The following is a 21,518-nucleotide window of genomic DNA, read 5'->3' as shown; positions in this document are numbered from 1 at the left end:
AATTTAACTCGGCCAAAGCGTTTGCCAAGTGGTTGGGGTTTACCCCCAACAACAAAGCATCGGGCGGTAAAGTGTTGTCGAAGAAGACGTTGAAGAATAAGTCGTCCTTACCCAACACGTTTCGGATGGTGGCTAACTCATTGGGCAACATGAAGAAGCCCAACCCGATGACCGCGTTCTTCCAGCGGATTGCTTACCGGGCGGGCCGTATCAAGGCTATCACCGCCACGGCGCGGAAACTGGCGGTGGTAGTCTATAAGATGCTGACGACGGGCGAGGCTTATGAACCGACCAAATTGGTGCGGGATGTAGCCCAGGTGAAGCAGCAACAGATCCGTCAGATCAGGAAAAAGCTGGCCAAATTTGAGATTACGGGGCAAGATTTGGGGCTTTTGACTACCTTAGGGGCGGCTTGATAATGAGGGAGTTAGTAAGCATGCGTACATCAAGGTGAGGGTGTAAAGGTTGGAAGTACTCGTGTTCAGGAAGCTAACTCGTTGTCCATCAGCTCTCACGGGCGTTGGGTGATGGTCCAGAATGTGCTTTAACGTTCAGGTTCGGTCGACAGGTTGCCGTTCAGGTTTGCAAGCTTAAGCTTCTATTTCTGAGTTTCGTCTGACTGCGCGAACGCATTGGGTGGTCAAACTGCAAAAGTGGGTTTCTAACTTTCCACCAACAAACTAACCGTCCGCTGGTGGTGGCCTGACAGAAGCAGATATGCCTATTTTGAGTAAATTCGCCTGTTAACCTAAAAAAATATGGTGACACTCGACGAGCAGCAAATTAAGGAAATTGCCGAGCAGTTAGACTGTGGATTTCGGGCCTTTTACCACAAATCAACCGGTGAACTTATTTTTATCCCCGATGTGCTGAAATTCCCAACATTCGACGTTGATGCATTTGAGGAAGAACAGCAGGAATTGGAAGCGAATGGTGACGACTATGTTAAGGTTGAAGCGATGCGGTCAAACGATTCTTACCGCGTTATGGTAGACTTTACCGAGCAACTGACTAACACCTCGTTACAGGAGAAACTTTTTCGCGCTTTGAACAAACGCGGCCCATTTCGGGAATTTAAGTTTGTAATTGATGACTCAGGGGATTTTCGGGAGCAGTGGTTCGCTTTCAAAAGTGAGCGATATGTTAATTGGGTAAGCCGACAGATAGAAGCCAATCAACAAGGATAAGCGTCGGGCGACAGAGTGCCCGTTCCAAAGGTCAAGTTTGGCTTCCATTTTCAAATTCCGGCTGATAGGGGACAGGCCGAGTTTAATCCTGCCGGTCAGCGACGGACTGATTCGCGGCTCTGTTGTCAATTGCAATAATCACTAATCACTTTGTACGACGGGTTGTAGCCTAACTCACCGGCTTTGGACAGGTCTAAGCACCCGCCGTTTTCGTCGCCGAGGCTGTGTTTGATAATACCGCGTACATAGTAGGCTTCGGCGTAGCGCGGGTTGAGTTTAACGGCGCTGTTGCAGTCCATGATGGCCGCTTTCTGGTCGCCCTGCCCCGACTTAATCATGCCACGCGTGAAGTAAGCTTCGGCGTAGGTCGGGTTAAGTTCGATGGATTTGTTGAGGTCGGCGATGGCGGTTTTCTGATCGCCCTGCTTATTTTTACTAATAGCCCGACTAAAATACGCTTCGGCCCGCTCATTGCCCAACTCGTTGATCTTATTACGTTCCTGAACCACGTTACGCAGGTTGTCGAGAATGGCGCGGGTGATGCGGCCACTGTAAACCACTTTTGATTCCGTGTTGGCATTGTCGATTTCAATGGCCTGATTAAAATCCTGAATAGCCCCTTTCTGATCGCTGAGTTTGCTGCGGCAAAATCCGCGCCCATAATAGGCGGAATAGTTACCGGGCACGAGTTGAATGGTGCGGTCGTAGTCGGTTAAGGCTCCCTTGTAGTCTTCGAGCTTACTTTTGGCGTAGCCCCGGTAGTAGTAGGATTCACCGTCTTCGGGGCTGAATTCGATGGCTTTGGAAAGGTCGGCAATGGCCCCGGTGTAATCGCTCAACTCAACCTTCGACACCCCCCGGCCCGCATAAGCCGACGGACGTTTGGGAGCTATTTCAATCATTTTAGTAAAGTCGGGCAGGCTACCCGAATAATCATTCAATTTCTGTTTCGTAATACCCCGTACGTAATACGTCTGCACGTTGGCGGGGTCCAGTTCAATTGCTTTGTTGAAGTCGGTCAGCGCACCCCGGTGTTGCTCAGCTCGATTGCGGCTGATGCCCCGATTGAAGTAAGCTTGTGCATCGTCGGGGTTGAGTTCAATGGCCCGACCATAGTCGAGCAAGGCTCCCCGGTGGTCGTCCTGCTTACTTTTGCTAAGCCCCCGGCTGAGGTAGGCCAGCGCGTCTTTGGCATTGATCTCAATGGCCCGGTCGTAGTCGAGCACAGCACCCCGGTGATCTTTAAGATTGGCTTTGGCAAGTCCCCGGTTGTAATAACTCGCCGAATTTTCGGGGTTCATCGTAATGGCCATACTGAAAGCCTGTAGTGCACCCGTAAAATCGCCGGTTTTACTTTTAGTGACGCCATTCTCAAAAAAATCAACGGCAGCAGTTTGGGCAGTAGCTCGTTCGAGCAGGCACAAGGTCAGCACGACCAGCGGTAGGAAATGTGGTTTCATGGGTGGTTAACACGGGTACAGTGGGAGGTAGAACGTTTTACAGCTAAAAGTAAGACTTACCTCGCGAAGGACAATATCACGGTGATGTTAAATTTTTCTTTGTCGACACATTTAAGAAAAAAGAAATCCATTAACAGTAACTTAAAAAGCATAAGACAGTCATTTTAATCAGATCAGTGCCAAAAGATAATTTGGATTTTGACAGAATGTCATAGAATTGCGCACATGTACACACATTTATGCCATAATGGCTGGTACGAAGTTCAACAAACCGACTGGTACGCCATTTGTAGATTGGAGTATGTGTTCAACAATGAACAATCCATCGAAACACAGATCAACATGGCAACTTTAGTTCAATATAATCGCGTTCCGGCTTTCGTTAATCCCTTTTATAGTGCGTACGGTCGTCCGGCTGTTAATCGGGTTTATGCCCAGAAATCAACCGTTCCAGCGGTGAACGTTCGTGATACCGAAACGGCATTCCAGTTGGAAGTAGCCGCTCCGGGTTTGAAAAAGGACGCGCTCAAACTTACCGTCGAAGCCAGCACGCTGACAATCGCGTACCAACCCGAAACGGGTGACCAAACGGCGGAGACCTTCACCCGCCACGAGTTTGGTGTTACAACCTTCACGCGTAGCTTCCGGTTGCCCAAGCACGTAAACATCGACCAAATCACGGCCGCTTACACGGATGGTATTCTAACCGTAACGCTACCGAAAGTGGTAGTGAGCGAAGAGAAAGTGGTGAAAGAAATCGCCATCGCCTAATTGCTTCCGGCAACGTAGAGAAACCCGTGCCAATTGGCACGGGTTTTTTTGTGCCTATCCTGTTCGGATTCGTAAGCGCTAACCAGCGTTCTGGTTACTGCGTTACGCGCAAATCGTGGTGATAAACGCGTTGAGCTTCTGTTCGTCCAGATGCCCGTTTGTGCGAACGCCACTGCAAATATCCAGTCCGAATGGTTGCACGGTGTCAATGGCTTCGCGGGCGTTGCCGGGGTTCAGTCCACCCGCCAAAAACACCGGCACCGGCGACTGCTCCACAATTTGCCGACTGATGAGCCAGTTGTGCACCCGACCCGTACCCCCCAGCTCCTTCACGGTCAAGGTCGGGTTGCCCGAATCGAGCAGCAGCGCATCTGCCCCATGCTGAACGGCTAATAAAGCCTCGGCTATGTTTGTATCGTCGAGAACGTGGATTACCTGCACCAGCTTAACGGTGGGCAGCGTGGTGTGAAGTTGCGCGTAGGTTTCGGGCAACACGGCGTCGACAAGTTGGATGGTGTTAGCTCCCACGCGCCGTTGGTGGGCCAGTATTCCGGCAACGGTTGTTTCGCTGGTGAGCATGAACGTGGCAATGGGCGGGGGCGTGGCCCGAACGATTTGGGCGGCCATCGTGTCGCCAACAACGCCGGGACCGCTGGGCATTTGGCCTACCAAACCAAGGGCGTCGGCCCCGAGCCGGATGGCCAGCCGCGCTTCGTCGGGGCTGCTGATGCAGCAGATTTTTATCCGTGTTCTCATCATCGTGCCGCGAAGTAGCGATAAATAGGCCGGTAACGCAACGGTTTCTTGCCGAACTTTGCGCATCGGTCGCGCCCGATTTGCGCTTTATGCTTTTATGACAACGGACACCCGAATTGATACCTACGCGTCCCTGCGCATCCCCGACTTCCGCTATTTTGTGATGAACAGTTTCCTGATTACGGCAACGCTGCTGATTCAGGAGGTGGTGCTCGGCTACGAACTCTACAAGATTACCCGCGATCCGCTGTCGCTGGGTTTGGTTGGGCTGGCCGAAGCCCTGCCTTTCATTGCCTTGTCGCTGTTTGGGGGGCACTTAGCCGACCGGCGCGATAAAAAACGAATTCTCCAGTGGAGTTTGCTGGTCATCACATTAGGTTCGGTCATTCTGTACGCTGTTTTTCAACCGTCCATCGTCGGTGGGCTATCGCAAACGGTGCAGCTTGCTACCATCTACGGCGTACTGATGCTTATTGGCACGGCCAAAGGATTTTACTCACCTGCCAGTTCATCGCTGAAGCCGTTTTTGGTGCCCCGCGAACTATATACCAATTCGGCCACGTGGAGCACTTCTTTTTGGCAAACAGGGGCGATTATTGGGCCGGGCGTGGCGGGTTTTCTATACAGCGGACTCGGATTCGACAACACGCTGCTGGTTGTTATTGGGCTGCTGGTCGTGTGTTTTGTGCTGATTACGCTGGTTGGGCGCAAACCCGTGCCGGTCAGCGACGCGCCGGTGCTGCGATTTCGGGAAAGTCTTCAGGAAGGTTTCCGGTTTGTGTTCCAGACGCCAATCGTGCTCTACGCGATCTCGCTCGACCTGTTTTCCGTATTGTTCGGGGGCGTGGTGGCCATTCTGCCCATCTTTGCCGAAGACATTTTAAAGGTGGGCGCTGAGGGCCTGGGCTTTCTGCGGGCGGCTCCGGCTATAGGGGCCGTGCTGACGCTGGCGTTCATGACCCGCTACCCGCCAACCACCAACGCCTGGCGGAATATGCTGCTGGCGGTGGCCGGTTTCGGTGTAACCACCATTATTTTCGCACTGTCGACTAATTTCTACCTATCGCTCATTATGCTGGGGCTAACCGGGGCGTTCGACAGCGTCAGCGTGATTATTCGCCAAACAATTCTGCAAATTTTTCCGCCGGACCACCTGCGTGGGCGCGTGGCGGCCGTGAACGGCATTTTCGTCAGCTCGTCGAACGAAATTGGCGCGTTCGAGTCGGGGCTGGCCGCCCGGCTATTCGGTACGGTGCCGTCGGTGTTGCTGGGCGGGGCCGTGACCCTCATCGTTCTGACGTATATCTACATCAAAACGAAGGCGTTATTAGCCGTTAAACTGATGTAAAGACTGAGGTAATGTGGCTGGTGGGAGCCACAAGTGGTGCCTGCCTGCTACGGGGTTCAGGCCCGACCGGACATAATGTTCTGGGCACTGAAAAACGCATTCACGTCAATCGGCTGATTCAGCAAAACGCGGGCGTTGAAAATCTCCCAGAACAGCTCATCCGGGACTAAATGGTCCTGCTGCAGCCGGATCATATCGCGGATGCTGTCTTTGAGATGGGGTGCCTGGGTCGATGACCAGGCGGGTGAGGGGTGCTGATTTTCCATAAGGGGAGAAGGTTTTATTTTAAGCGTGCGAGGTTTTAAACGAACTCATTTTCAGAATGTTTTCGATAAATTTCGCGTCGATAAACCGGTAATTGGAAAAATTATATCGTTTCTGCCTTTTCTACGTGGGGAAACAAATTCAGACCCGGCAAGTGTCAATTATTTTTTATTTAGAAAAACAAAACTCCGCTGGTTATCAGCTTCTCGTATGAAAATACAATCACTTACGCTGTTCATTCCGCTGCTCGCCCTTGGTTTAGCCGCCACCCCACCCGCCGACCGACCGAAACCCGGCAAATTGGTGAAAGCCTGGGAAACGGACACCACTCTGCGAACGCCCGAATCCGTGTTGTACGACGACCGAACGGATGTCTTGTACGTGGCTAACATCGACGGCAAATCTGACTCGCTCGACGGTAGTGGCTTCATTTCAAAAGTATCGCTCGACGGTAAGATCGAAAACCTGCGCTGGACGTCGGGACTCAATGCACCCAAAGGCATGGGGTTGTACAAAAACCGGCTCTACGTGACGGACGTGTATCGGTTAGTCGCGATCAACACGGAGAATGGTCAGGCCGAAAAAACCTGGGATGCCATTGGTCAGAAGGGTGCGTTTCTGAACGACGTAACCGTGGCAAAAGATGGTACCGTGTACGTGTCTGACAGCCGGGCCGACAAAATATACCGGCTGAAAGACGACAAATGGGAAGTCTGGATGGAGGGCGAGCAGCTTAACAAACCAAACGGGTTACTGGCCGTGGGCAAGAATCAACTGATGATTGGCTGCACCAAAACCGGCGCATTGCGGTCGGTGGACGTTACCACGAAAACGATGATGACCATTGCCGATGGGATGACCGTGACGGATGGAATTGTACCGGAAGGGAAGGGCAACTATTTCGTTTCGGACTGGAACGGGCAGGTGTTTCACGTTAACGCCGACGGTACCAAGAAACAATTGTTAGATACCCGCACCGACAAGATCAACGCGGCCGACATTGACTACGTAAGCAAGCGAAATCTGCTAATTGTACCGACGTTTTTTAAAAACAAGCTGGTCGCGTACCGTTGGGAGTGATTTGTCGGTGTTGGGAACAAATTATTCACGACAGCAGCCGGTCGATGGCCTGCTGTGCCCGTTCAACTCCGAAACCCGCTATGGCCTGCTCCATATGCGCCACAATGAGGTCGTTGCCGAGGTTGCCGATGCTGCCTTCGTGGGTATGGTGCAACACACGCGGTGGACTGTACGAATGGTCCGCAATCTCTTTGCCAACCGTTTGATAGGCTTCGCGGAAGGGTACGCCCTGCAATACCAGTTCATTGACGCGCTCCACGCTGAATAGTAGATCGTATTTGGAATCGTCTAAAAGGTTGGATTTCACCTGAAGATGTTCAAGCATAAAATCCGTAATGGCTAAGCAATCGAGGATTTCGTCGAAGGCGGGCATCAGGATTTCTTTGAGCAACTGCATGTCGCGGTGGTAGCCGGAAGGCAGGTTGCTCATCACCAATGTCACTTCCATCGGCAGCGCTTTCAGGCGGTTGGTTTTGGCCCGCAGCAGTTCGGCCACGTCGGGATTTTTCTTATGCGGCATAATGCTGCTGCCCGTTGTAAGGGCGTCGGGCAGGGTCAGAAACCCGAAATTCTGACTGTTGTACAGGCAAATATCCATCGCCATTCGCGAAAGGGTTGCCGCCACAGCCGATAGGGCGGTGAGGGCCGTTTGTTCGGTTTTGCCCCGGCTCATCTGGGCGTACACTACGTTGACGTGCATTCCCTCGAAACCCAGCAGTTCAGTAGTGAGCGTGCGGTTGAGCGGAAACGACGAGCCGTAGCCCGCTCCCGACCCCAGCGGATTGCGGTTAGCCAGCCGGTAAGCAGTCTGCAGCATGAGCATATCGTCGGCGAGCGCTTCGGCGTAGGCCCCAAACCACAAGCCGAACGACGACGGCATAGCGATTTGCAGGTGCGTATAGCCCGGCAGCAGATCGGCCTTATGCGCTTCTGAGCGGTCGATGAGCCGGTCGAACACGCGTTTGGTAGCGTCGGCCACGCGCCAAAGCCGGTCGCGGGTGAAGAGCTTCAGATCGACCAGCACCTGATCGTTGCGCGACCGACCGGCGTGAATTTTCTTGCCCACGTCGCCCAGCGCCCGCGTCAGCATCAGCTCAACCTGCGAGTGAACGTCCTCCACCCCGTCCTCAATCACGAACTGCCCGGCCTGAATTTGCCGGTAAATTCCTTTTAATTCATCATTCATCATTCCTAATTCATCATTGGAAATCAGGCCGATAGTTTGGAGCATGTGGGCGTGGGCGAGGTTACCCAGCACGTCGAAAGGCGCGAGGTGGAGGTCCATTTCGCGGTCGCGCCCAACGGTGAAACGTTCAATTTGTTGGGAGGTCGTGACGCCTTCTTTTTGCCAGAGTTTCAATATAGTAATGAGTGAAAAAGTGAATGAGCGAAAGAGTGATGGTCGCTGATTATAGCAGCATATTACGAAATGGTATTCAGGTCATCCACCTGATAAACTGAAAACAAATAGGGAATCGACAACGCATTGATCGCCTTAATCGCTTCGACTGACAAATCGCAATTGCATTGATCGTCGTAAAAATAGCCCACCCAAAAATGAATCTCTTCGGCTCCACACTGTTTTGCCAATTCAATCCTGCCAGACCATTGATGAGCCAGCCATAATATCCGGTCTGGTCCCTCTATTTCGTTAGGAGCGTTAAACGAAGCCGCGCCGTAAGGTGTAGGTTTATTCTTGTATCGTCCTGTCTTTGCAGTATCACCCACTTCAATCTGTTCAGTGAACACCAGGCCGGTTAGCTGTTCGGCCTTGCCCGGCAGAAAGGACTCTCCCCAGAAATGGATGCTCGCGGTTATTTTAATCATGTACCAATCCGATTGTTACACTATGCTGACCTCTTGCTTCATAATTGACTTGGTTCTGAGCCTTCGTCCCACCCACCAAAACCCGCCCGCCGATACTAAACTGATGCCCATTACAGTGAGCCAGTGCGCCGGGTAGCCGAAGTGGGCCACCATTTGCGAACCAAACGCCGGGGCGGCTGTTTGGGACAGCGCCCCGCCCATAGCGTAGAGCGCCAAGTACTGTCCCCGCGTGGCCGGGCTGGATCGCTCAACGGTAAACGACTGAATGAAGGGAATGGCCAGCATCTCGCTGAGCGTGATAAGCAGAATGAAAAGTAGCGCCGAAGCGAATGCCGTGGTGGACGCCAGCACGACGTACGAAGCGGCCGTTAGCAAAACCCCGACTGCAATCAGGCTTGTTTTTGCCCGTTTTTGCTGCTCAAGCCGGTAGACCAGAGCCATCTCGATAATGACGATCAAGAGGCCGTTCAGGGCCATCAACGCACCGATGCGGCCTTCAGTCAGGCGCAGTACCTGCTTGAAATAAAGCGGAACGATGCTGAACAACTGCATGAACACCGTAAAATACAGCGATGAGCACACGACGAAGGCGATGAACAGGGTGTCGCGGTAGGGCGACGTGATTGGTTCGGTTAAGTTTACAGACTGCTGAGTGACCGATAAATCAGGACCTTGAATGGGTGGTGCTACAGGAACCGGCAGGTAACGCCACAGAACTAATCCGGCCATGATGCACGTCAGCCCGTCGGCCCAGAACAACAGGCTGTAGTTGACCCCGGCCAGCCAGCCGCCGAGTCCCCCGCCAACGGCCCAGCCGAGGTTGATGGCTAACCGGTTGAGCGAGAACGCACGGGTGCGGGTGTCGGCGTCGGAGTAGAACGCAATGGCGACCTGGTTGGCGGGCCGGAACGAGTCGCCGAGGAGCGTAAAAATGAATACGCTGCCGCAGAGTGCGTAAAAATCGGTTACGAACTGGAGAACGAGCAGAAAAGCCCCACCGAACAGCAGACTCACCAACTGAACGTAGTAGAACCCGAAGCGGTCGGTGAGCCGCCCGCCGAGAAACGTACCGACGAACGCCCCCGCCCCGAAAACGGCCATAACGATGCCCGCGTCGGTGACGGAGTAGTGGAGATGCTGGGTGAGGTAAAGCGTCAGAAACGGCAGTACCATCGTGCCGCACCGGTTGATGAGCATGACGCCCGCCAGCAGCCACACCGACGGCGACAGGCCCTGGTACGCGTTTTGGTACAGACGGATAACACCCTGGAACATGGCGCGAAGGTACAACTTACGCCTTGTTAGACTTTACGCCGGGCATCCGCATCCTCACCAGCCGCCACAAATATCTTTTTATCGGTAATCAACGGTCGGTGTTCCTCCAGAAATGCTTTGAACTGCCGGATCTCTTCCAACTGCTTGTCGATGGGGTGCGTCAGGGTGTAGCTTTCGACGTACACGTCGCTAAAATCGGTAATGACGTACTCCATCAGTTTGATGCCTTTGCGTTTGAGCGCATGCAGGTACAAATTCTGGTGGTTGAACAGATACCGGTCTTTCTGGTACGACCCTGTCGTTTTCAGATCGACCGCTTTGTAGGTGCCAATTAAATCGACGTAGCCGTAAAACAGCACGTCCTCAATTTCCCACTGGCAATACACCTGCGTGTCGACAATGGGGCGGGGGAGGAGTTTACGAACGCGTTTGATAATATCCGGGTCGAACCGATCCTCATTAGTGCCCTTCACAATCGCTTCCTCAAACGAAGTGCCCCGTTCCTGAGCCGCCGTCGTTGGCGCGGGCACGCGGTTGATGCTGTCGATGAGTTGCTGCGCGTCGGGATGCCCCCCGTTCACATAGCGCGAGAATGTATTCAGCAGCGAGGGGTAAAAGCGGTACTGTATCATGGTTTGTAGTTCGTAGTTTGTGGTTGACTGACGCGTAAGCACCCGTGCGTCAGCTAACCACAAACTACAAACCACAAACTTAGTTTCTCACCACCAGCAGTACGCCGACCAAAATCACGACCATGCCGAGGATTCGCCAGCCATTGGCCGGATGCAGTGCAAAACCCAGCAGGCCGTAATGATCCAGCACAACGGCCGCCAGCAACTGCCCCGCCACGCTCAGACTCACTAAGTTAGCCGTGCCAATCTTGGGAACGCTGACAATAACCGTTGTCACATATACCGCACCAATAATGCCCCCCGTCCATTTCCACCAGCTTACCTGCCTGACTGCGTCGATTGAGGGGGCGGATACGCCCGATACAAACAGCATAACAATAAGAGCTATAAGGCCGGTGCCGAACGAAATGGCAGCCGCCAGCACGGGATTACTCAGCGACTGCCGGAGGTTAGCGTTGACGCCCGCCTGAACAGAAATGGCGATGCCAGTCAGGAAAGCAAGTAGAATATAAACGTAGTTCATACAGAATAACAGGCGTGATTGCCCGGTTGGAAACCGGCAAAGGTAGCCAACGTAACCGCAGACCGTTAGCCCGGAATTCGCTTTTTATATATTCCGACTTTCTCATGTAACTACAATTATATAACTTGCTCTAATATTCTTAACCTCAAGTAACGTACATGTTTGTTATCACGCAGTACCCACTGGCGGTAGTCGTCTGTTTCCTAACCATGCTCTGTTGGGGATCGTGGGCTAACACGCAGAAACTCGCTACTCAATCAGTACCAACCACTATTTTCTACCGGGACTATACCTACGGCATTCTGCTGCTGAGTATAGTACTGGCGTTCACGCTGGGCAGCATCGGATCAGACGGCCGCTCGTTCATCACCGACTTCAGGCAGGCCGATACGCAAAACCTGCTCTACGCGCTGGCGGGTGGTTTTGTGTTTAATATTGCCAACATCCTGATTGTCGTTGGCATCGAACTGGCGGGTCTGTCGGTGGCGATGCCGGTGGGTATTGGGCTGGCCCTGATTCTGGGCGTCATCGTCAACTACGTTCGTTCGCCGGTGGGCAATGTACTGTTGCTGGCCGGGGGCGTCATTGCTATCTTCCTCGCTGTTGTGTTCAGCGCACTGGCCTACCGGGCCAAGGCCCAAACCGACGAATCGGTCGACAGGCGCGGCATCGTTATCTCGCTGATTGGTGGCTTTCTGATGAGTTTCTTTTTTTACTTCGTGGCCACGGCAATGTCTCCCGATTTCGTCAATCCGGCACCGGGTATGCTCACGCCCTACACGGCCCTGGTACTGTTCGCCGTTGGTGTCCTCATCAGCACGCCGTTGTTTCTGCCGATTCTGCGCCGGTTCGCCAGTAAGCCCGCCGACGACGACATCTGGTACAGCGATGTGAGCCGCCGGAATCACATCATCGGGGTGTTGGGCGGTGTGGTGTGGTGTTTGGGCATGGCGTCGAGTTTGTTGGCTTCGGGCGCGGCCGGTTTCGCCATTAGCTACGGCCTCGGGCAGGGCGCTACCATTGTGGCAGTGCTGTGGGGCATTTTCATCTGGCACGAATTTCGGGGAGCACCCGCCACGTCGAGTCGCTATCTGATCATCATGAGCCTGTGCTACGTGCTGGGGTTAGGACTGATTATCTCGGCGAAGTAGAGACCGCACCGGCGGACCGGCAACACTTTGCGTCTCCTGACCGGATGGTTTTGCTGACGTATAGGAGATGCAAAATATTGCCGGTCCGCCGGTGCGGTCTCTACAGACCCGTTAACATCAAAAACATTTCTGCTGCGTGCCAGGTGTGGGGGAAGGCCAACTTTTGCTTAACTAACCCCTTGTCCAGCACGGTCATGCCGGGGTAATGGGCATCGCTGGCGTTCTGTTCCCAACTCAACGGATAATCCAGGTTTCCGAGGATACCGCGCTTCTGTGCAACGCCTATCCAGTTGTAAAAGTGATCCTCGGCCCAAATTAAGTATGGGTAATTATCACTGTCTTTCTCCACGAAGAGTTTGCCCACTACATGCTCTTTTTGGTAATCCCACCAAAACAGCGACGAGTAGCTGTCATATTGCTCAGGAATGACGTACGGGTCGGGCAGGCCGAGCGACTTTAAGCCGTACTTAAGCCATTTGGTCTGAAAAACGGGGTGTTCGGCGTAGTCAGTTTTGCCGAGGACGTATACCCCCTCCCGCACCGGCGGACCGCCTTGTCTAAGGAGAGGGGGCAGGGGGCGGTCGGAATGTCCTGGCTGGGAACCGCGCATCACCGCCGTTGCGGAGAGGTAGCGTTTCACCGAATCCAGCGCTATCGGCACCACCGGGTGAGTTTTGTTCGACACCAGCGAGACTAAAAACAACACCTGTCCTGGATTATCGGCCTCGGCAATGCCGCGATTATTGCGGTCGAACGGGTCCCGAATGGCCAAAATCCAGTCGCGGATCAGCCGCAGGTTACCCGTTTCGCGCAGGACCATCGCCATCAGCGCGGCATCGCGGTACCACGGTTTGGCATACACCATGAAGTTGGGGACGGGTCGGCCGTTGATGACATTGATCAGCACTTCCTGATGCAGTACCCGCAGCACTGGCCCGTAGGCGTTTTGAGTAAAACGGGGCAGCTTCAGCGCGCTCCGGGTGCCCGGAATTAGTTTCGGTCGTTTTCCCGGCTGCAAAATCCAAACGCCGTTTTCATCTTCGCGAATCTGTACTGTCTGGGGCTGGCCAATTGAGGCACCCGTCAGTTCGAGAGCCACCAAGTACTCCGATGGCACAATCACGGCCTGTTTCACATTCCATTGCTCTTCAATATTGCCCGTCAGCGCGTTGATTAACCGCCCGTCGCGGTAGATGAGCTTCAGCCGGTCGCCCATCCCGAAGAGGAAGAACTTCAGATCGGGTAACGTGCGCCGGTTGGGGTGCTCCTCCCGCCAGGCTGTTAAATTGGCGCGGTAGGCAGTCAGTGCCCCGGCCGGATCGGGGTGAAGCACGGGCGGAACGGGTCGCTGCGCGGTTGCTATGAGCGGAAGGAGCAAAAAGAACAGGCAGCGTTTATTCATAATGTTCGCTATAATTTCGACTTCACCGGCTGGTCGTTGTACACCAGCAGGTCAGTCATTCGGACAGCGTGGTCGGCATCGGGGTTAAGCAGTTTGATGCGGGCCGTGTGCTTACCCTTCGGAAGCTGGTATTTCCAGAACAGATCGTACCGGCGCTGGGTGAAGTTAGCCGGTAGTTTCGCCGTTTCAACCTTTTTATCATCAATGTACAGTTCGACGCTGAACGTGTGGGTTCCCTGGTAGGTGTAAGCCATCGCAGCCGTCGTATTCTTCGGCTTTGCTTCGCCTTTCAGCACAAAGCCGATACCCTCAAAATCGAACGTGTATTCGTTGTCTAAATCTTTGTGGACGCCCTTCACCAACACCGGGTAGTGACCCGTGAATGCCTGCTCTAACCGCACCGCTTTGGGTGCCTGCACGGCAATCATGACCTGATCGCCGGTAACTTTGCCGCCGTTGCGTTCCACCACTTGCAGCGCGTGTTTCATCCCCATTGCATACACGTCGTTGAGCGATATGGTCGTGTATTTGAAGTCAATATCTTCGGCTTCGGCTAAGCCCATTTTCCAGTAGGCCGGAATCTTGTCGTAGCCGAGCATGGTACCGAGAATGCCGCCCGCCGACGCCGGATTGCAGTCTGAGTCCTGCCCGGCGCGGGTGCTGATCTCCATCGTTTTCGTGAAGTCACCCCCGCCGTAAAGCAGCCCCAGCACGATGTAGGCCGAGTTGATTTTAGCGTCGATGTTATAGGCGCGAAACACGCCGTCGGAGCAGCCCACCTCGTCAGACCATTTCTTCTGAATCTCGAACCAGTTGCGTTTCCAGTCGGTTGGGTACTGCCCGTGCCACTTAATTACGTCGGCAATGCACTGGTAGAAGGTACTCTGCTGCGGAATGGTTTTGAGTGATTCGTTCACGATGTAGTTGACGTCGTTCGACGTAAAGGCCAGCGCATACATGGCCCCTACGTACGCCCCGCCGTACCAGCCGTCGCCGTAGTTCATGATATGGCCGATGGGGTCGCCGATCTGCACCGCCGTGTTGGGCATTCCGGGGGCCATCAGCCCCGAAAAATCAGCTTCAATTTGAAAGTCGATGTCGTCGGCGTGGGGATTATTGACCCAGTGGCCCGATTCAGGTGCTTTCATACCATTGAGAATGTTATAACGGCCCACCTGATTAGCGTGCCAAAGCATGTACTCGGCCGTGGCGTAGGCGTTGGCGTGTTCGCTAACCGGTGCGTCGAGACCTTTGCGCTCAAACACGTCCACAAACGTCAGGTCCATGTATAGATCGTCGTACAGCCCCGGAATCTCAAGCATCGTTTTTTTGATGTAGCCGTCGTACCACGGAATCGGCTGGTAATCGTTAATCATCGTGCCGTTGAATTTAAACTCCGTGGGGCCACCGAACGTGCAGCCGATAACCTGCCCCGCCCAACCGCCTTTGATTTTATTCTGGAGGGCCGTTTTCGACATTGTAACCGCTTTGGGAGCCGTCCGGGACGGCTTGGTGGGGGGCATCGCGGCCGATAGCAGCGTGAACAGCAGGACAAACAGGATTTTCATAATCAGTACGTTTAAGACCATATAGCGAAACACCGCCGACTGCCATTTTTCCCGGTTCAACCGATACATTAACGGAGGGCGATGAGCAACGGAACGGTTCCAGCGGTTGGCAATTGGGTTTGATTAAGCCGTTGCCATCCGGTCGTTTACCTCGTTGCGGGTCGGCATAGACGCCTGCGCCCCCATGCGCGTGACCGAAACCGACGCGGCCCGGCACGCAAACGCTACGGCTTCGGGCAACGACTGCTCTTCCGAAAGGGCTACGGCCAACGCTCCGTTGAAACAGTCGCCCGCAGCCGTCGTATCCACCGGCGTTACGGGCGGGGTTGAAATTAGTGTTGCGCCCGTTGCGGTGTGCAGGTACGCCCCTTTTGCGCCTAAGGTAATGATGACGTTTGCGACGCCCATCTGGTGAAATTTCAGCGCGGCCTGTTCGGCGGTGGCTTCATTGGTTACGCGGATGCCGGTCAGAATTTCCGCTTCGGTTTCGTTGGGCGTAATCAGAAAAAGGTTTGGGAACAGGTCCGCCGGGAGTTCCTGCGCCGGGGCTGGGTTCAAGATGACCCGCAGCCCGCGTTCAGCCGCCTGCCGAACGGCGTGTTCGACCGTTGGCAGCGGTATTTCGAGCTGGAGCAGCACAATCGTATCGGATGAAGCGGATTGCAGCGCTGCGTCGACGTCGGCGGGCTGGAGATAGCCGTTGGCACCGGGCGCGACGGTGATGCAGTTTTCGCCCTGGGCATCGACGTTGATGAGCGCCACGCCCGACGGCTGATTAGCGTCGGTCAGAACATAGGTTGTGTCAATGCCTTCCCGCCGAAATCCGTCAATGGCCTGCTGCCCAAATACATCGTTGCCAACTTTTGCCGCGAACGTAACAGCACCCTGGAGTCGGGCCGCTCCCACCGCCTGATTGGCTCCCTTGCCGCCGGGGTTCATCAGGAACGTGCCACCCATGACGGTTTCGCCCGGTGCGGGCAGTTTGCTGGTCTTCACGACCATGTCGGTATTGGAACTGCCGATGACGAGAATTTGAGCGGGCATTCGGTGGTGAGCGGTTTGGGGATGCCTACAAAAGGGAGTCGGGTGGCTATTTTACTAACCACGCCTGGCACATAAACTGTATTGAGTGATTAGGTTGTGTAACGACTGGCAGCATGTAGCGGATAGTCGCGTCGATAAACAGAAACAGGAGTTTGGTTGTCTAACTCCCGTAGGTCAGCAGGTGATGATTCCCACGCCGGGACAGACCAATAAACGGTTCGGCATCGGGGCAGTCAATTATCATACAGGCGAAACGGTGGTCATTGTTCGTAACCGAAAGCGACGCGATCGGACTGCCGAAGCAGCAGATTGCCGAGCAGCTTCTGCTGAGGCATCCAGTGCAAACCATTTACCTGGCTTGGGACAACGCCGATACCCATAGTGGCGGAGAAATTGAGGCCGTAGTCCGAGGAGCCGCTGGTCGTTTAGTATTATTATATCCACCAACCTATAGTCCCTGGCTCAACCCGATAGAAATGTTGTGGCGGCATTGGCGACGAGAAGTGACCCATTGTGAATTATTCGAATCCATCAAAAAGCTGATTGATGCAACGCATTCCTTCTTTGCCCGCTACAATCAAATGCCTGAAAAAGTGCTGTCAATTATTGGTGCAACCCGACAAGTCTTTCTTGAATGTACTTAGTCTTGCAGAATCGGTGTTCGCTGGGCGCATTAGCAGGGTGAGGATATTGTCCGTTCTTCGGGCAGCTAACATGCTTAAACGGCTCAAATTGCACCCGACTGACCGAGCCAATGGTGATTCTATTGAGAGCAAAACTGCGTTTTAGTGCGGTCGTAGGCCAGGTAGATAAAATCAAACTGCCCTGTGATATGATCATATCACAGGGCAGTTTGGCCTTAACAGAAAGTTGGTTCACTACCTGGCTGAGTAGAATCGGTAAATAGTGGTATATGGTATTCTAACCTGCTTCCCAAGCTGACTTACCTCAGGAGGGGTTGTAGGGGCTGAACCCCGAAACGTAAAAATTCGCTGGATAAATGTTACGTTACTAAATAGGCCAGTACCCGTGTTGGAACTGGCCATTAGCAAAAGCCAGGGAATGTCGCGGGTAGCGTTCGGGGCATCAATGCGGGTTACTACCCGGCCAATTACGGCACTTCCATCCTTATACGTCCAGATCGGCCCGGCACCGTGGTCACCCACGCGAACACCACGACCGTTATACAGTATGGCACTGGGAGCGACAAAGGCCCACTCAAGCGTGTTAGGATCAGTGGTGCCGCGCCTTGCTTCGTAGATTTGCACTCCTTTCGCAAAAAAGGTGGCAACCAATGCATTCCCAGTCGGCGGATTTAACGTATCGGGCACAAAGTATTGACGGGCGTTGGCAGAAAGGTCGCTTTGCTGGGGTACGGGTTCGACCAGCGCGTCGAACTTTTGTTTACAGGAGCCTAATGCACCTACTAAAATCAGTAGGCTGATTAACCCGCCAAAGCGGTTGAGCATCGGTTTGTTTACAGGTAACTTTCTTGCAGTATTCATTTGTTAATTAGGTTATGGTTAGATGAACACCCAAGATTAGCTATGGGAGAACTATGGAAAAGTCGAAAAGCCGACATTGCCTGGGCATTTGCCACAGATAGGTCAAAGTTCTCCTAAGTTCAGCTTTCTAGGAACAGGCTGTCAGGCTTCCCATGCAGTAGATAACCATCAATGCGCCACTGCTTATTGCTAAACTCTTGAGAAATCTATGTCGATTCATGGGATGGTTTAATTAATCAATCCGCTTAATGATGTGCGCTCCCCGCATGACCGGCAGGGTGTAATCGAGCTTGAGCAGTTTAGGCTCATCTCCTTTGAATAGTTGCCAGAAATCAACCGTGCCACCGGCCCGTTGCGGATTGTGATGATCAAAAACGGCAACGGCTAAGTAGTTGCTGGCCGCGTCGAAAGTGATACCCTCAGGCAGAATGCCGTCGAAACGAGCCCGATCAGCGATGCGCAACCGTCCCGTAGTTGGACTGAATTGGTACAAAGTCAGGGCGCTGTACGGCGTATAAAACGGAGAATTCGGCGGAAAATAGCTCTGCTCCATATCTAAGCTAACCACCCAACGGCCGTCGGGGCTGATGGCAAAGTTTTCGGGACTACCACCCGTGGCGGCCGTGGATACAATTGTATGACGAGGCTGGCCTTCCGGTTCCGCTTGGGCGGCAAACCGGATAACGGTTAGCATTCCCTGTTGGGAACCTCCATAACTACCCGCTACATCCTCCCCCCAGAATAAATTGGTGACGACGTAATGATTACCATCGGGGGTGAAGTAACCAACACCGGGTAGCTTACCCGGACTGACGGCCGTACCCCACGGCTCTATCTGACCGTTCGACTGGTAGCGAAAGAAACAAACCTGCTGCTCGTCGCTCAGCGTGACCGCAAAATAGTCGCCCGAGGGATGCCAGACGATATGCGACAGCTTAGAATTAGCTGCATTTGTGTTGCTCAATCGAATGTAACGGGGTTGTTTCAGTTGCCCGTTCCTGAGCGGAATAAGGGCCAGTTCTTTACCTGTTTCGCCGGAAGTTACCGCAATGAGATCCCCTTGTGGCCGGACGTCAATGGCGCCAATCCGAGCGCCCAACCGTATCTGCTGTCGAATAAACGGCTTTGGCGTAAGCGCAATCATCGTTACCAGATGACCGTCTGGCGTTGCACCGATGGCCGTTTGCCCAGCCGGGGCCGGACCGTACAGTTCCGTTACAAAGGCAAAACGACCGTCGGGCGTAACAGCCAGGTTGTTGGGCCAGGCTTTAACCGAATTGCTAACTGGCAAGACGACACGTTGCTCCGTTACGCCTTGGTTAACCATTGGCAAAATAGTCAGCGCATCGTGCAATCCGCCTGGTTTCGGACCAGCATCACCGGTAACGTAAGCCGAGGCCAGCATGTCCGCATCGGACAACACCAATAGGTGTCGGGCCTTGAAATTTAGATAGGCCGTGTTAGGTTGACCATTGACCGTAGCCGTCAGCAGGCTATAACCGATCAGGATGAAATAGGGTAGTCGATTCATACGTCTTTCGGGGTTAATTTCCTTGATAAACAGATAGATCGCAGGGGGTAAAGCCTCGCTCATCGCACTCGATGCGCTGAAATGCACCCCGCCGGATCGCCCGTAGCAGTAGTGGGCGAGTGTAGGTCAAATCGGTTGATTGCGCCCGCGTATGACAGGTATTGCACGAGTTTTGTACCGTAACGGCGAAGTTGGGAGCATCAGGAGAAAACGAACCGCTTAGCCACTAACCATTTCGTTTCTGACGAATAAAAACAGTTGATTGATTAGCCCCAAACCAGGTTTCCATCAGTAGCAAAGCACCATCGGGCAGGTCACCGTTAGGGCCAATTTGGGCGGCCACGGCGGGTTCAATGAACATGCGCCGGAAATAGTCGTCCGCTTTGTCAACCTGAGCGTAGAAGACCCATTGCCGACCGTAACGCTGAATTGTATCTGTGGGCGCATTCGTGCCGGGAGCAGGCACATGGATGGAGTCCGATGGTAACTCAATGGACACCCCGACCCCGGACTCGTCCTGACAGCCAACGATGGACAATAAGCCAATCCAGACACTGACAGGAATTAACAGAATTGTTACACGCTTCATACCGTTGCTGTTTTTTGATGAGCAAAGGTATAGGGAGCCATGAATGGGGACCGGGGCTAAATAGCTCAGGTTCGTTGGATAAACGGGTCAACCTACCACTGTTTGCTGCCCGAATAGTCAACTATCAGGTAAAAGCAAGGCCGAGTCATGTGCTCGGCCTTGCTGTGCTGTAAGTGGATTAGGCTATACTGACTTCGCAATCAATTGCCCTGTCCGAACCCCCGTTGGCGGATAGCCGTAGTGCCGACGAAACGATTTTGAAAAATGCGAAACATCCTCAAATCCTGCTTCCAAACAGATATCGAGCACGGATTTATCCGTGTTTTCTAACAGATAATGACCCAGTGCCAGCCGTTTGACGAATAGCCAGCGGTGCGGTGACGTACCAAACGTCCGGTTAAAATCTCGTTTGAACGTCGATAAACTACGACCTGTTAGATACGCAAACTCGCTGAGGGGCAAGTTCTTGGCATAATGCAGTTCCATGATCTGCACCAAATCGGTACGTTGGGGTTGGGTCAAATGGAATAGATAAGCCAGTAGCTGGGGATCAAAGGCCGACAGATTCAGCAGAAACTCAAACGTTTTCAGGCGTAACAGTTCTTTGTTAGCGGCTAATGGTGAGCTAAAGTAAGGGACCAACGACCGGACAAAATTATCCAGCAGCGAGTGTGCGGGTATGTGGATGATTGAAGGCAGATCACTCGCGCACGGAATGGCTGGCCGGTATCGGCTGATAAACTCCTCGACGAAGGTGTCTTTTAAGAAAAATAACACGCTTTCATAATCGGCACCAACAACACGTCCCAATTTAGCGAAGTCGGCATAACTGCCTCGCTTCAAAAAGACAGCCTCATTCGCCACGGCTTTCACGACATTTCCCAAAGCTGTCCGCACGTGTATCTCGCCCGAAAGCACGTAGATCAGTTCATGCTCGGCTACGTAGATACTGCCCTGCATCGTATCGCCATGGTAACAGGATTCGACCACCGAACAACCGTTCAGATCAAGGGTACGGTGATTATTCGGTTGTGGCTCTAATTGCTGAGGAACAATCAAGGCTTTCATTGAATACGTAATTTAAGCGGTCATAGCGTTTTCCAAAAGACAACCTTGTCTTCACCGGCCTGGTAAAAATCACGAATCCGGGCTTCTTCGGTGTAGCCGCACCGCCGGTAAAACGCCCGCTGGTACTCATAACTTGGCAAACCTGACGTTTCGACCAGCAACAGCCGTTCACCCCGTTCCCGCAACGCCTGTTCAACGTAACGCATCATAGCCGCTCCGCGCCCTTTTCCCTGCTGGTCGGCCTGAACAGCAATCAGATACAGGTTCCACGTTCCCTCGGTCAGTCGTTCGGGTGCGTAGTAAGCAACCCCTACCGGGCCATTCTCATCGTCAATCAGCCAGCAATCGCTACTGTCTGGATTCGTAAAATAGTCAGCCATCATATCGTCCAGCATTTCACCGGGGAACAGACCGAGCGCGTCGATCAGGGCCTTCAGGGCGGGGACGTCGCCCGACGTAACGGGTCGAATTGTGGCCGCGTTGATCGGACGCGGGTCCGGTTCCTGGTTTTCGGTTATATTGTTTTGCACGGTATGC

The 21,518-nt window shown here is 53.4% G+C and carries 23 protein-coding genes; 7 read left to right on the top strand and 16 right to left on the bottom strand.

Annotated features, from left to right (window positions below):
• On the top strand, positions 1-416 hold a 416-nt coding region (locus tag ACYVHB_RS09815; protein WP_461051534.1), incomplete at its 5' end, for a transposase.
• Positions 417-758: 342 nt separating this feature from the next.
• The gene (locus ACYVHB_RS09810) at positions 759-1,187 is read left to right on the top strand and encodes a UPF0158 family protein (protein ID WP_461051533.1); all 429 of its coding nucleotides are present in this window, start codon (positions 759-761) and stop codon (positions 1,185-1,187) included.
• A gap of 125 nt (positions 1,188-1,312) precedes the next feature.
• Here ACYVHB_RS09810 and ACYVHB_RS09805 read toward each other — a convergent pair whose 3' ends face one another.
• Positions 1,313-2,647, bottom strand: coding sequence for a tetratricopeptide repeat protein (locus ACYVHB_RS09805; protein WP_461051532.1), 1,335 nt, complete (start codon positions 2,645-2,647; stop codon positions 1,313-1,315).
• Between the two features lie 342 nt (positions 2,648-2,989).
• Here ACYVHB_RS09805 and ACYVHB_RS09800 point away from each other — a divergent pair, with 342 nt between their 5' ends.
• Positions 2,990-3,418, top strand: a complete 429-nt coding sequence (locus tag ACYVHB_RS09800; RefSeq protein WP_461051531.1) for an Hsp20/alpha crystallin family protein — start codon at positions 2,990-2,992, stop codon at positions 3,416-3,418.
• A 102-nt stretch (positions 3,419-3,520) separates the two neighbouring features.
• Here ACYVHB_RS09800 and ACYVHB_RS09795 read toward each other — a convergent pair whose 3' ends face one another.
• Entirely contained in the window at positions 3,521-4,240 is a 720-nt protein-coding gene (locus ACYVHB_RS09795) for a phosphoribosylanthranilate isomerase (RefSeq protein ID WP_461051530.1), read from the bottom strand.
• A 31-nt stretch (positions 4,241-4,271) separates the two neighbouring features.
• Here ACYVHB_RS09795 and ACYVHB_RS09790 point away from each other — a divergent pair, with 31 nt between their 5' ends.
• Complete coding sequence (locus ACYVHB_RS09790) at positions 4,272-5,522, top strand: MFS transporter (protein ID WP_461051529.1); 1,251 nt, start codon at positions 4,272-4,274, stop codon at positions 5,520-5,522.
• Positions 5,523-5,578: 56 nt separating this feature from the next.
• Here ACYVHB_RS09790 and ACYVHB_RS09785 read toward each other — a convergent pair whose 3' ends face one another.
• Complete coding sequence (locus tag ACYVHB_RS09785) at positions 5,579-5,788, bottom strand: hypothetical protein (protein WP_461051528.1); 210 nt, start codon at positions 5,786-5,788, stop codon at positions 5,579-5,581.
• A gap of 208 nt (positions 5,789-5,996) precedes the next feature.
• Here ACYVHB_RS09785 and ACYVHB_RS09780 point away from each other — a divergent pair, with 208 nt between their 5' ends.
• Entirely contained in the window at positions 5,997-6,866 is an 870-nt protein-coding gene (locus tag ACYVHB_RS09780; protein ID WP_461051527.1) for an SMP-30/gluconolactonase/LRE family protein, read from the top strand.
• Between the two features lie 25 nt (positions 6,867-6,891).
• Here the strand turns inward: ACYVHB_RS09780 and argH are convergent, their stop codons facing one another.
• The 5 genes from argH to ACYVHB_RS09755 all read right to left on the bottom strand — a co-directional run bounded on the left by argH (position 6,892) and on the right by ACYVHB_RS09755 (position 11,123).
• On the bottom strand, positions 6,892-8,226 hold the full coding sequence (gene argH, locus ACYVHB_RS09775) for an argininosuccinate lyase (protein ID WP_461051526.1): 1,335 nt from the start codon (positions 8,224-8,226) through the stop codon (positions 6,892-6,894).
• A 62-nt stretch (positions 8,227-8,288) separates the two neighbouring features.
• The gene (locus ACYVHB_RS09770; protein ID WP_461051525.1) at positions 8,289-8,693 is read right to left on the bottom strand and encodes a hypothetical protein; all 405 of its coding nucleotides are present in this window, start codon (positions 8,691-8,693) and stop codon (positions 8,289-8,291) included.
• A gap of 15 nt (positions 8,694-8,708) precedes the next feature.
• A complete protein-coding gene (locus tag ACYVHB_RS09765; protein ID WP_461051524.1) occupies positions 8,709-9,968 on the bottom strand; it encodes an MFS transporter in 1,260 nt (419 codons plus the stop codon).
• 26 nt (positions 9,969-9,994) lie between these two features.
• Positions 9,995-10,600: a PD-(D/E)XK nuclease family protein gene (locus tag ACYVHB_RS09760; protein WP_461051523.1), complete on the bottom strand. Its 606-nt coding sequence runs from the start codon at positions 10,598-10,600 to the stop codon at positions 9,995-9,997.
• A gap of 79 nt (positions 10,601-10,679) precedes the next feature.
• Positions 10,680-11,123 (bottom strand): DMT family transporter, encoded by a 444-nt coding sequence (locus ACYVHB_RS09755; RefSeq protein WP_461051522.1) that lies wholly within the window; start codon positions 11,121-11,123, stop codon positions 10,680-10,682.
• Between the two features lie 158 nt (positions 11,124-11,281).
• Here ACYVHB_RS09755 and ACYVHB_RS09750 point away from each other — a divergent pair, with 158 nt between their 5' ends.
• Complete coding sequence (locus tag ACYVHB_RS09750; RefSeq protein ID WP_461051521.1) at positions 11,282-12,274, top strand: GRP family sugar transporter; 993 nt, start codon at positions 11,282-11,284, stop codon at positions 12,272-12,274.
• A 100-nt stretch (positions 12,275-12,374) separates the two neighbouring features.
• On the opposite strand, the gene ACYVHB_RS09745 is transcribed toward ACYVHB_RS09750, so the two are convergent.
• The 3 genes from ACYVHB_RS09745 to rbsK all read right to left on the bottom strand — a co-directional run bounded on the left by ACYVHB_RS09745 (position 12,375) and on the right by rbsK (position 16,288).
• Entirely contained in the window at positions 12,375-13,676 is a 1,302-nt protein-coding gene (locus ACYVHB_RS09745; RefSeq protein ID WP_461051520.1) for a hypothetical protein, read from the bottom strand.
• Between the two features lie 8 nt (positions 13,677-13,684).
• Positions 13,685-15,244, bottom strand: a complete 1,560-nt coding sequence (locus ACYVHB_RS09740; RefSeq protein WP_461051519.1) for an ADP-ribosylglycohydrolase family protein — start codon at positions 15,242-15,244, stop codon at positions 13,685-13,687.
• A 123-nt stretch (positions 15,245-15,367) separates the two neighbouring features.
• Positions 15,368-16,288, bottom strand: a complete 921-nt coding sequence (gene rbsK, locus ACYVHB_RS09735; protein WP_461051518.1) for a ribokinase — start codon at positions 16,286-16,288, stop codon at positions 15,368-15,370.
• A 263-nt stretch (positions 16,289-16,551) separates the two neighbouring features.
• On the opposite strand from rbsK, the gene ACYVHB_RS09730 reads away from it, so the two are divergent.
• The gene (locus ACYVHB_RS09730) at positions 16,552-16,932 is read left to right on the top strand and encodes a transposase (RefSeq protein WP_461051517.1); all 381 of its coding nucleotides are present in this window, start codon (positions 16,552-16,554) and stop codon (positions 16,930-16,932) included.
• Positions 16,933-17,166: 234 nt separating this feature from the next.
• On the opposite strand, the gene ACYVHB_RS09725 is transcribed toward ACYVHB_RS09730, so the two are convergent.
• From ACYVHB_RS09725 to ACYVHB_RS09705, 5 genes are all read right to left on the bottom strand, one after another.
• Entirely contained in the window at positions 17,167-17,793 is a 627-nt protein-coding gene (locus ACYVHB_RS09725; protein ID WP_461051516.1) for a DUF3455 domain-containing protein, read from the bottom strand.
• A 232-nt stretch (positions 17,794-18,025) separates the two neighbouring features.
• On the bottom strand, positions 18,026-19,324 hold the full coding sequence (locus ACYVHB_RS09720) for a lactonase family protein (protein ID WP_461051515.1): 1,299 nt from the start codon (positions 19,322-19,324) through the stop codon (positions 18,026-18,028).
• A 226-nt stretch (positions 19,325-19,550) separates the two neighbouring features.
• Positions 19,551-19,913, bottom strand: a complete 363-nt coding sequence (locus ACYVHB_RS09715; RefSeq protein ID WP_461051514.1) for a hypothetical protein — start codon at positions 19,911-19,913, stop codon at positions 19,551-19,553.
• A 183-nt stretch (positions 19,914-20,096) separates the two neighbouring features.
• Positions 20,097-20,981, bottom strand: a complete 885-nt coding sequence (locus tag ACYVHB_RS09710) for an AraC family transcriptional regulator (RefSeq protein WP_461051513.1) — start codon at positions 20,979-20,981, stop codon at positions 20,097-20,099.
• Between the two features lie 20 nt (positions 20,982-21,001).
• Positions 21,002-21,511, bottom strand: coding sequence for a GNAT family N-acetyltransferase (locus ACYVHB_RS09705; protein ID WP_461051512.1), 510 nt, complete (start codon positions 21,509-21,511; stop codon positions 21,002-21,004).
• Positions 21,512-21,518: the final 7 nt, after the last annotated feature.

Source organism: Spirosoma arcticum, from assembly GCF_054779955.1.
Note: the sequence above shows the minus strand (reverse complement) of the source record. Positions and strands in the feature narration are given on the sequence as shown.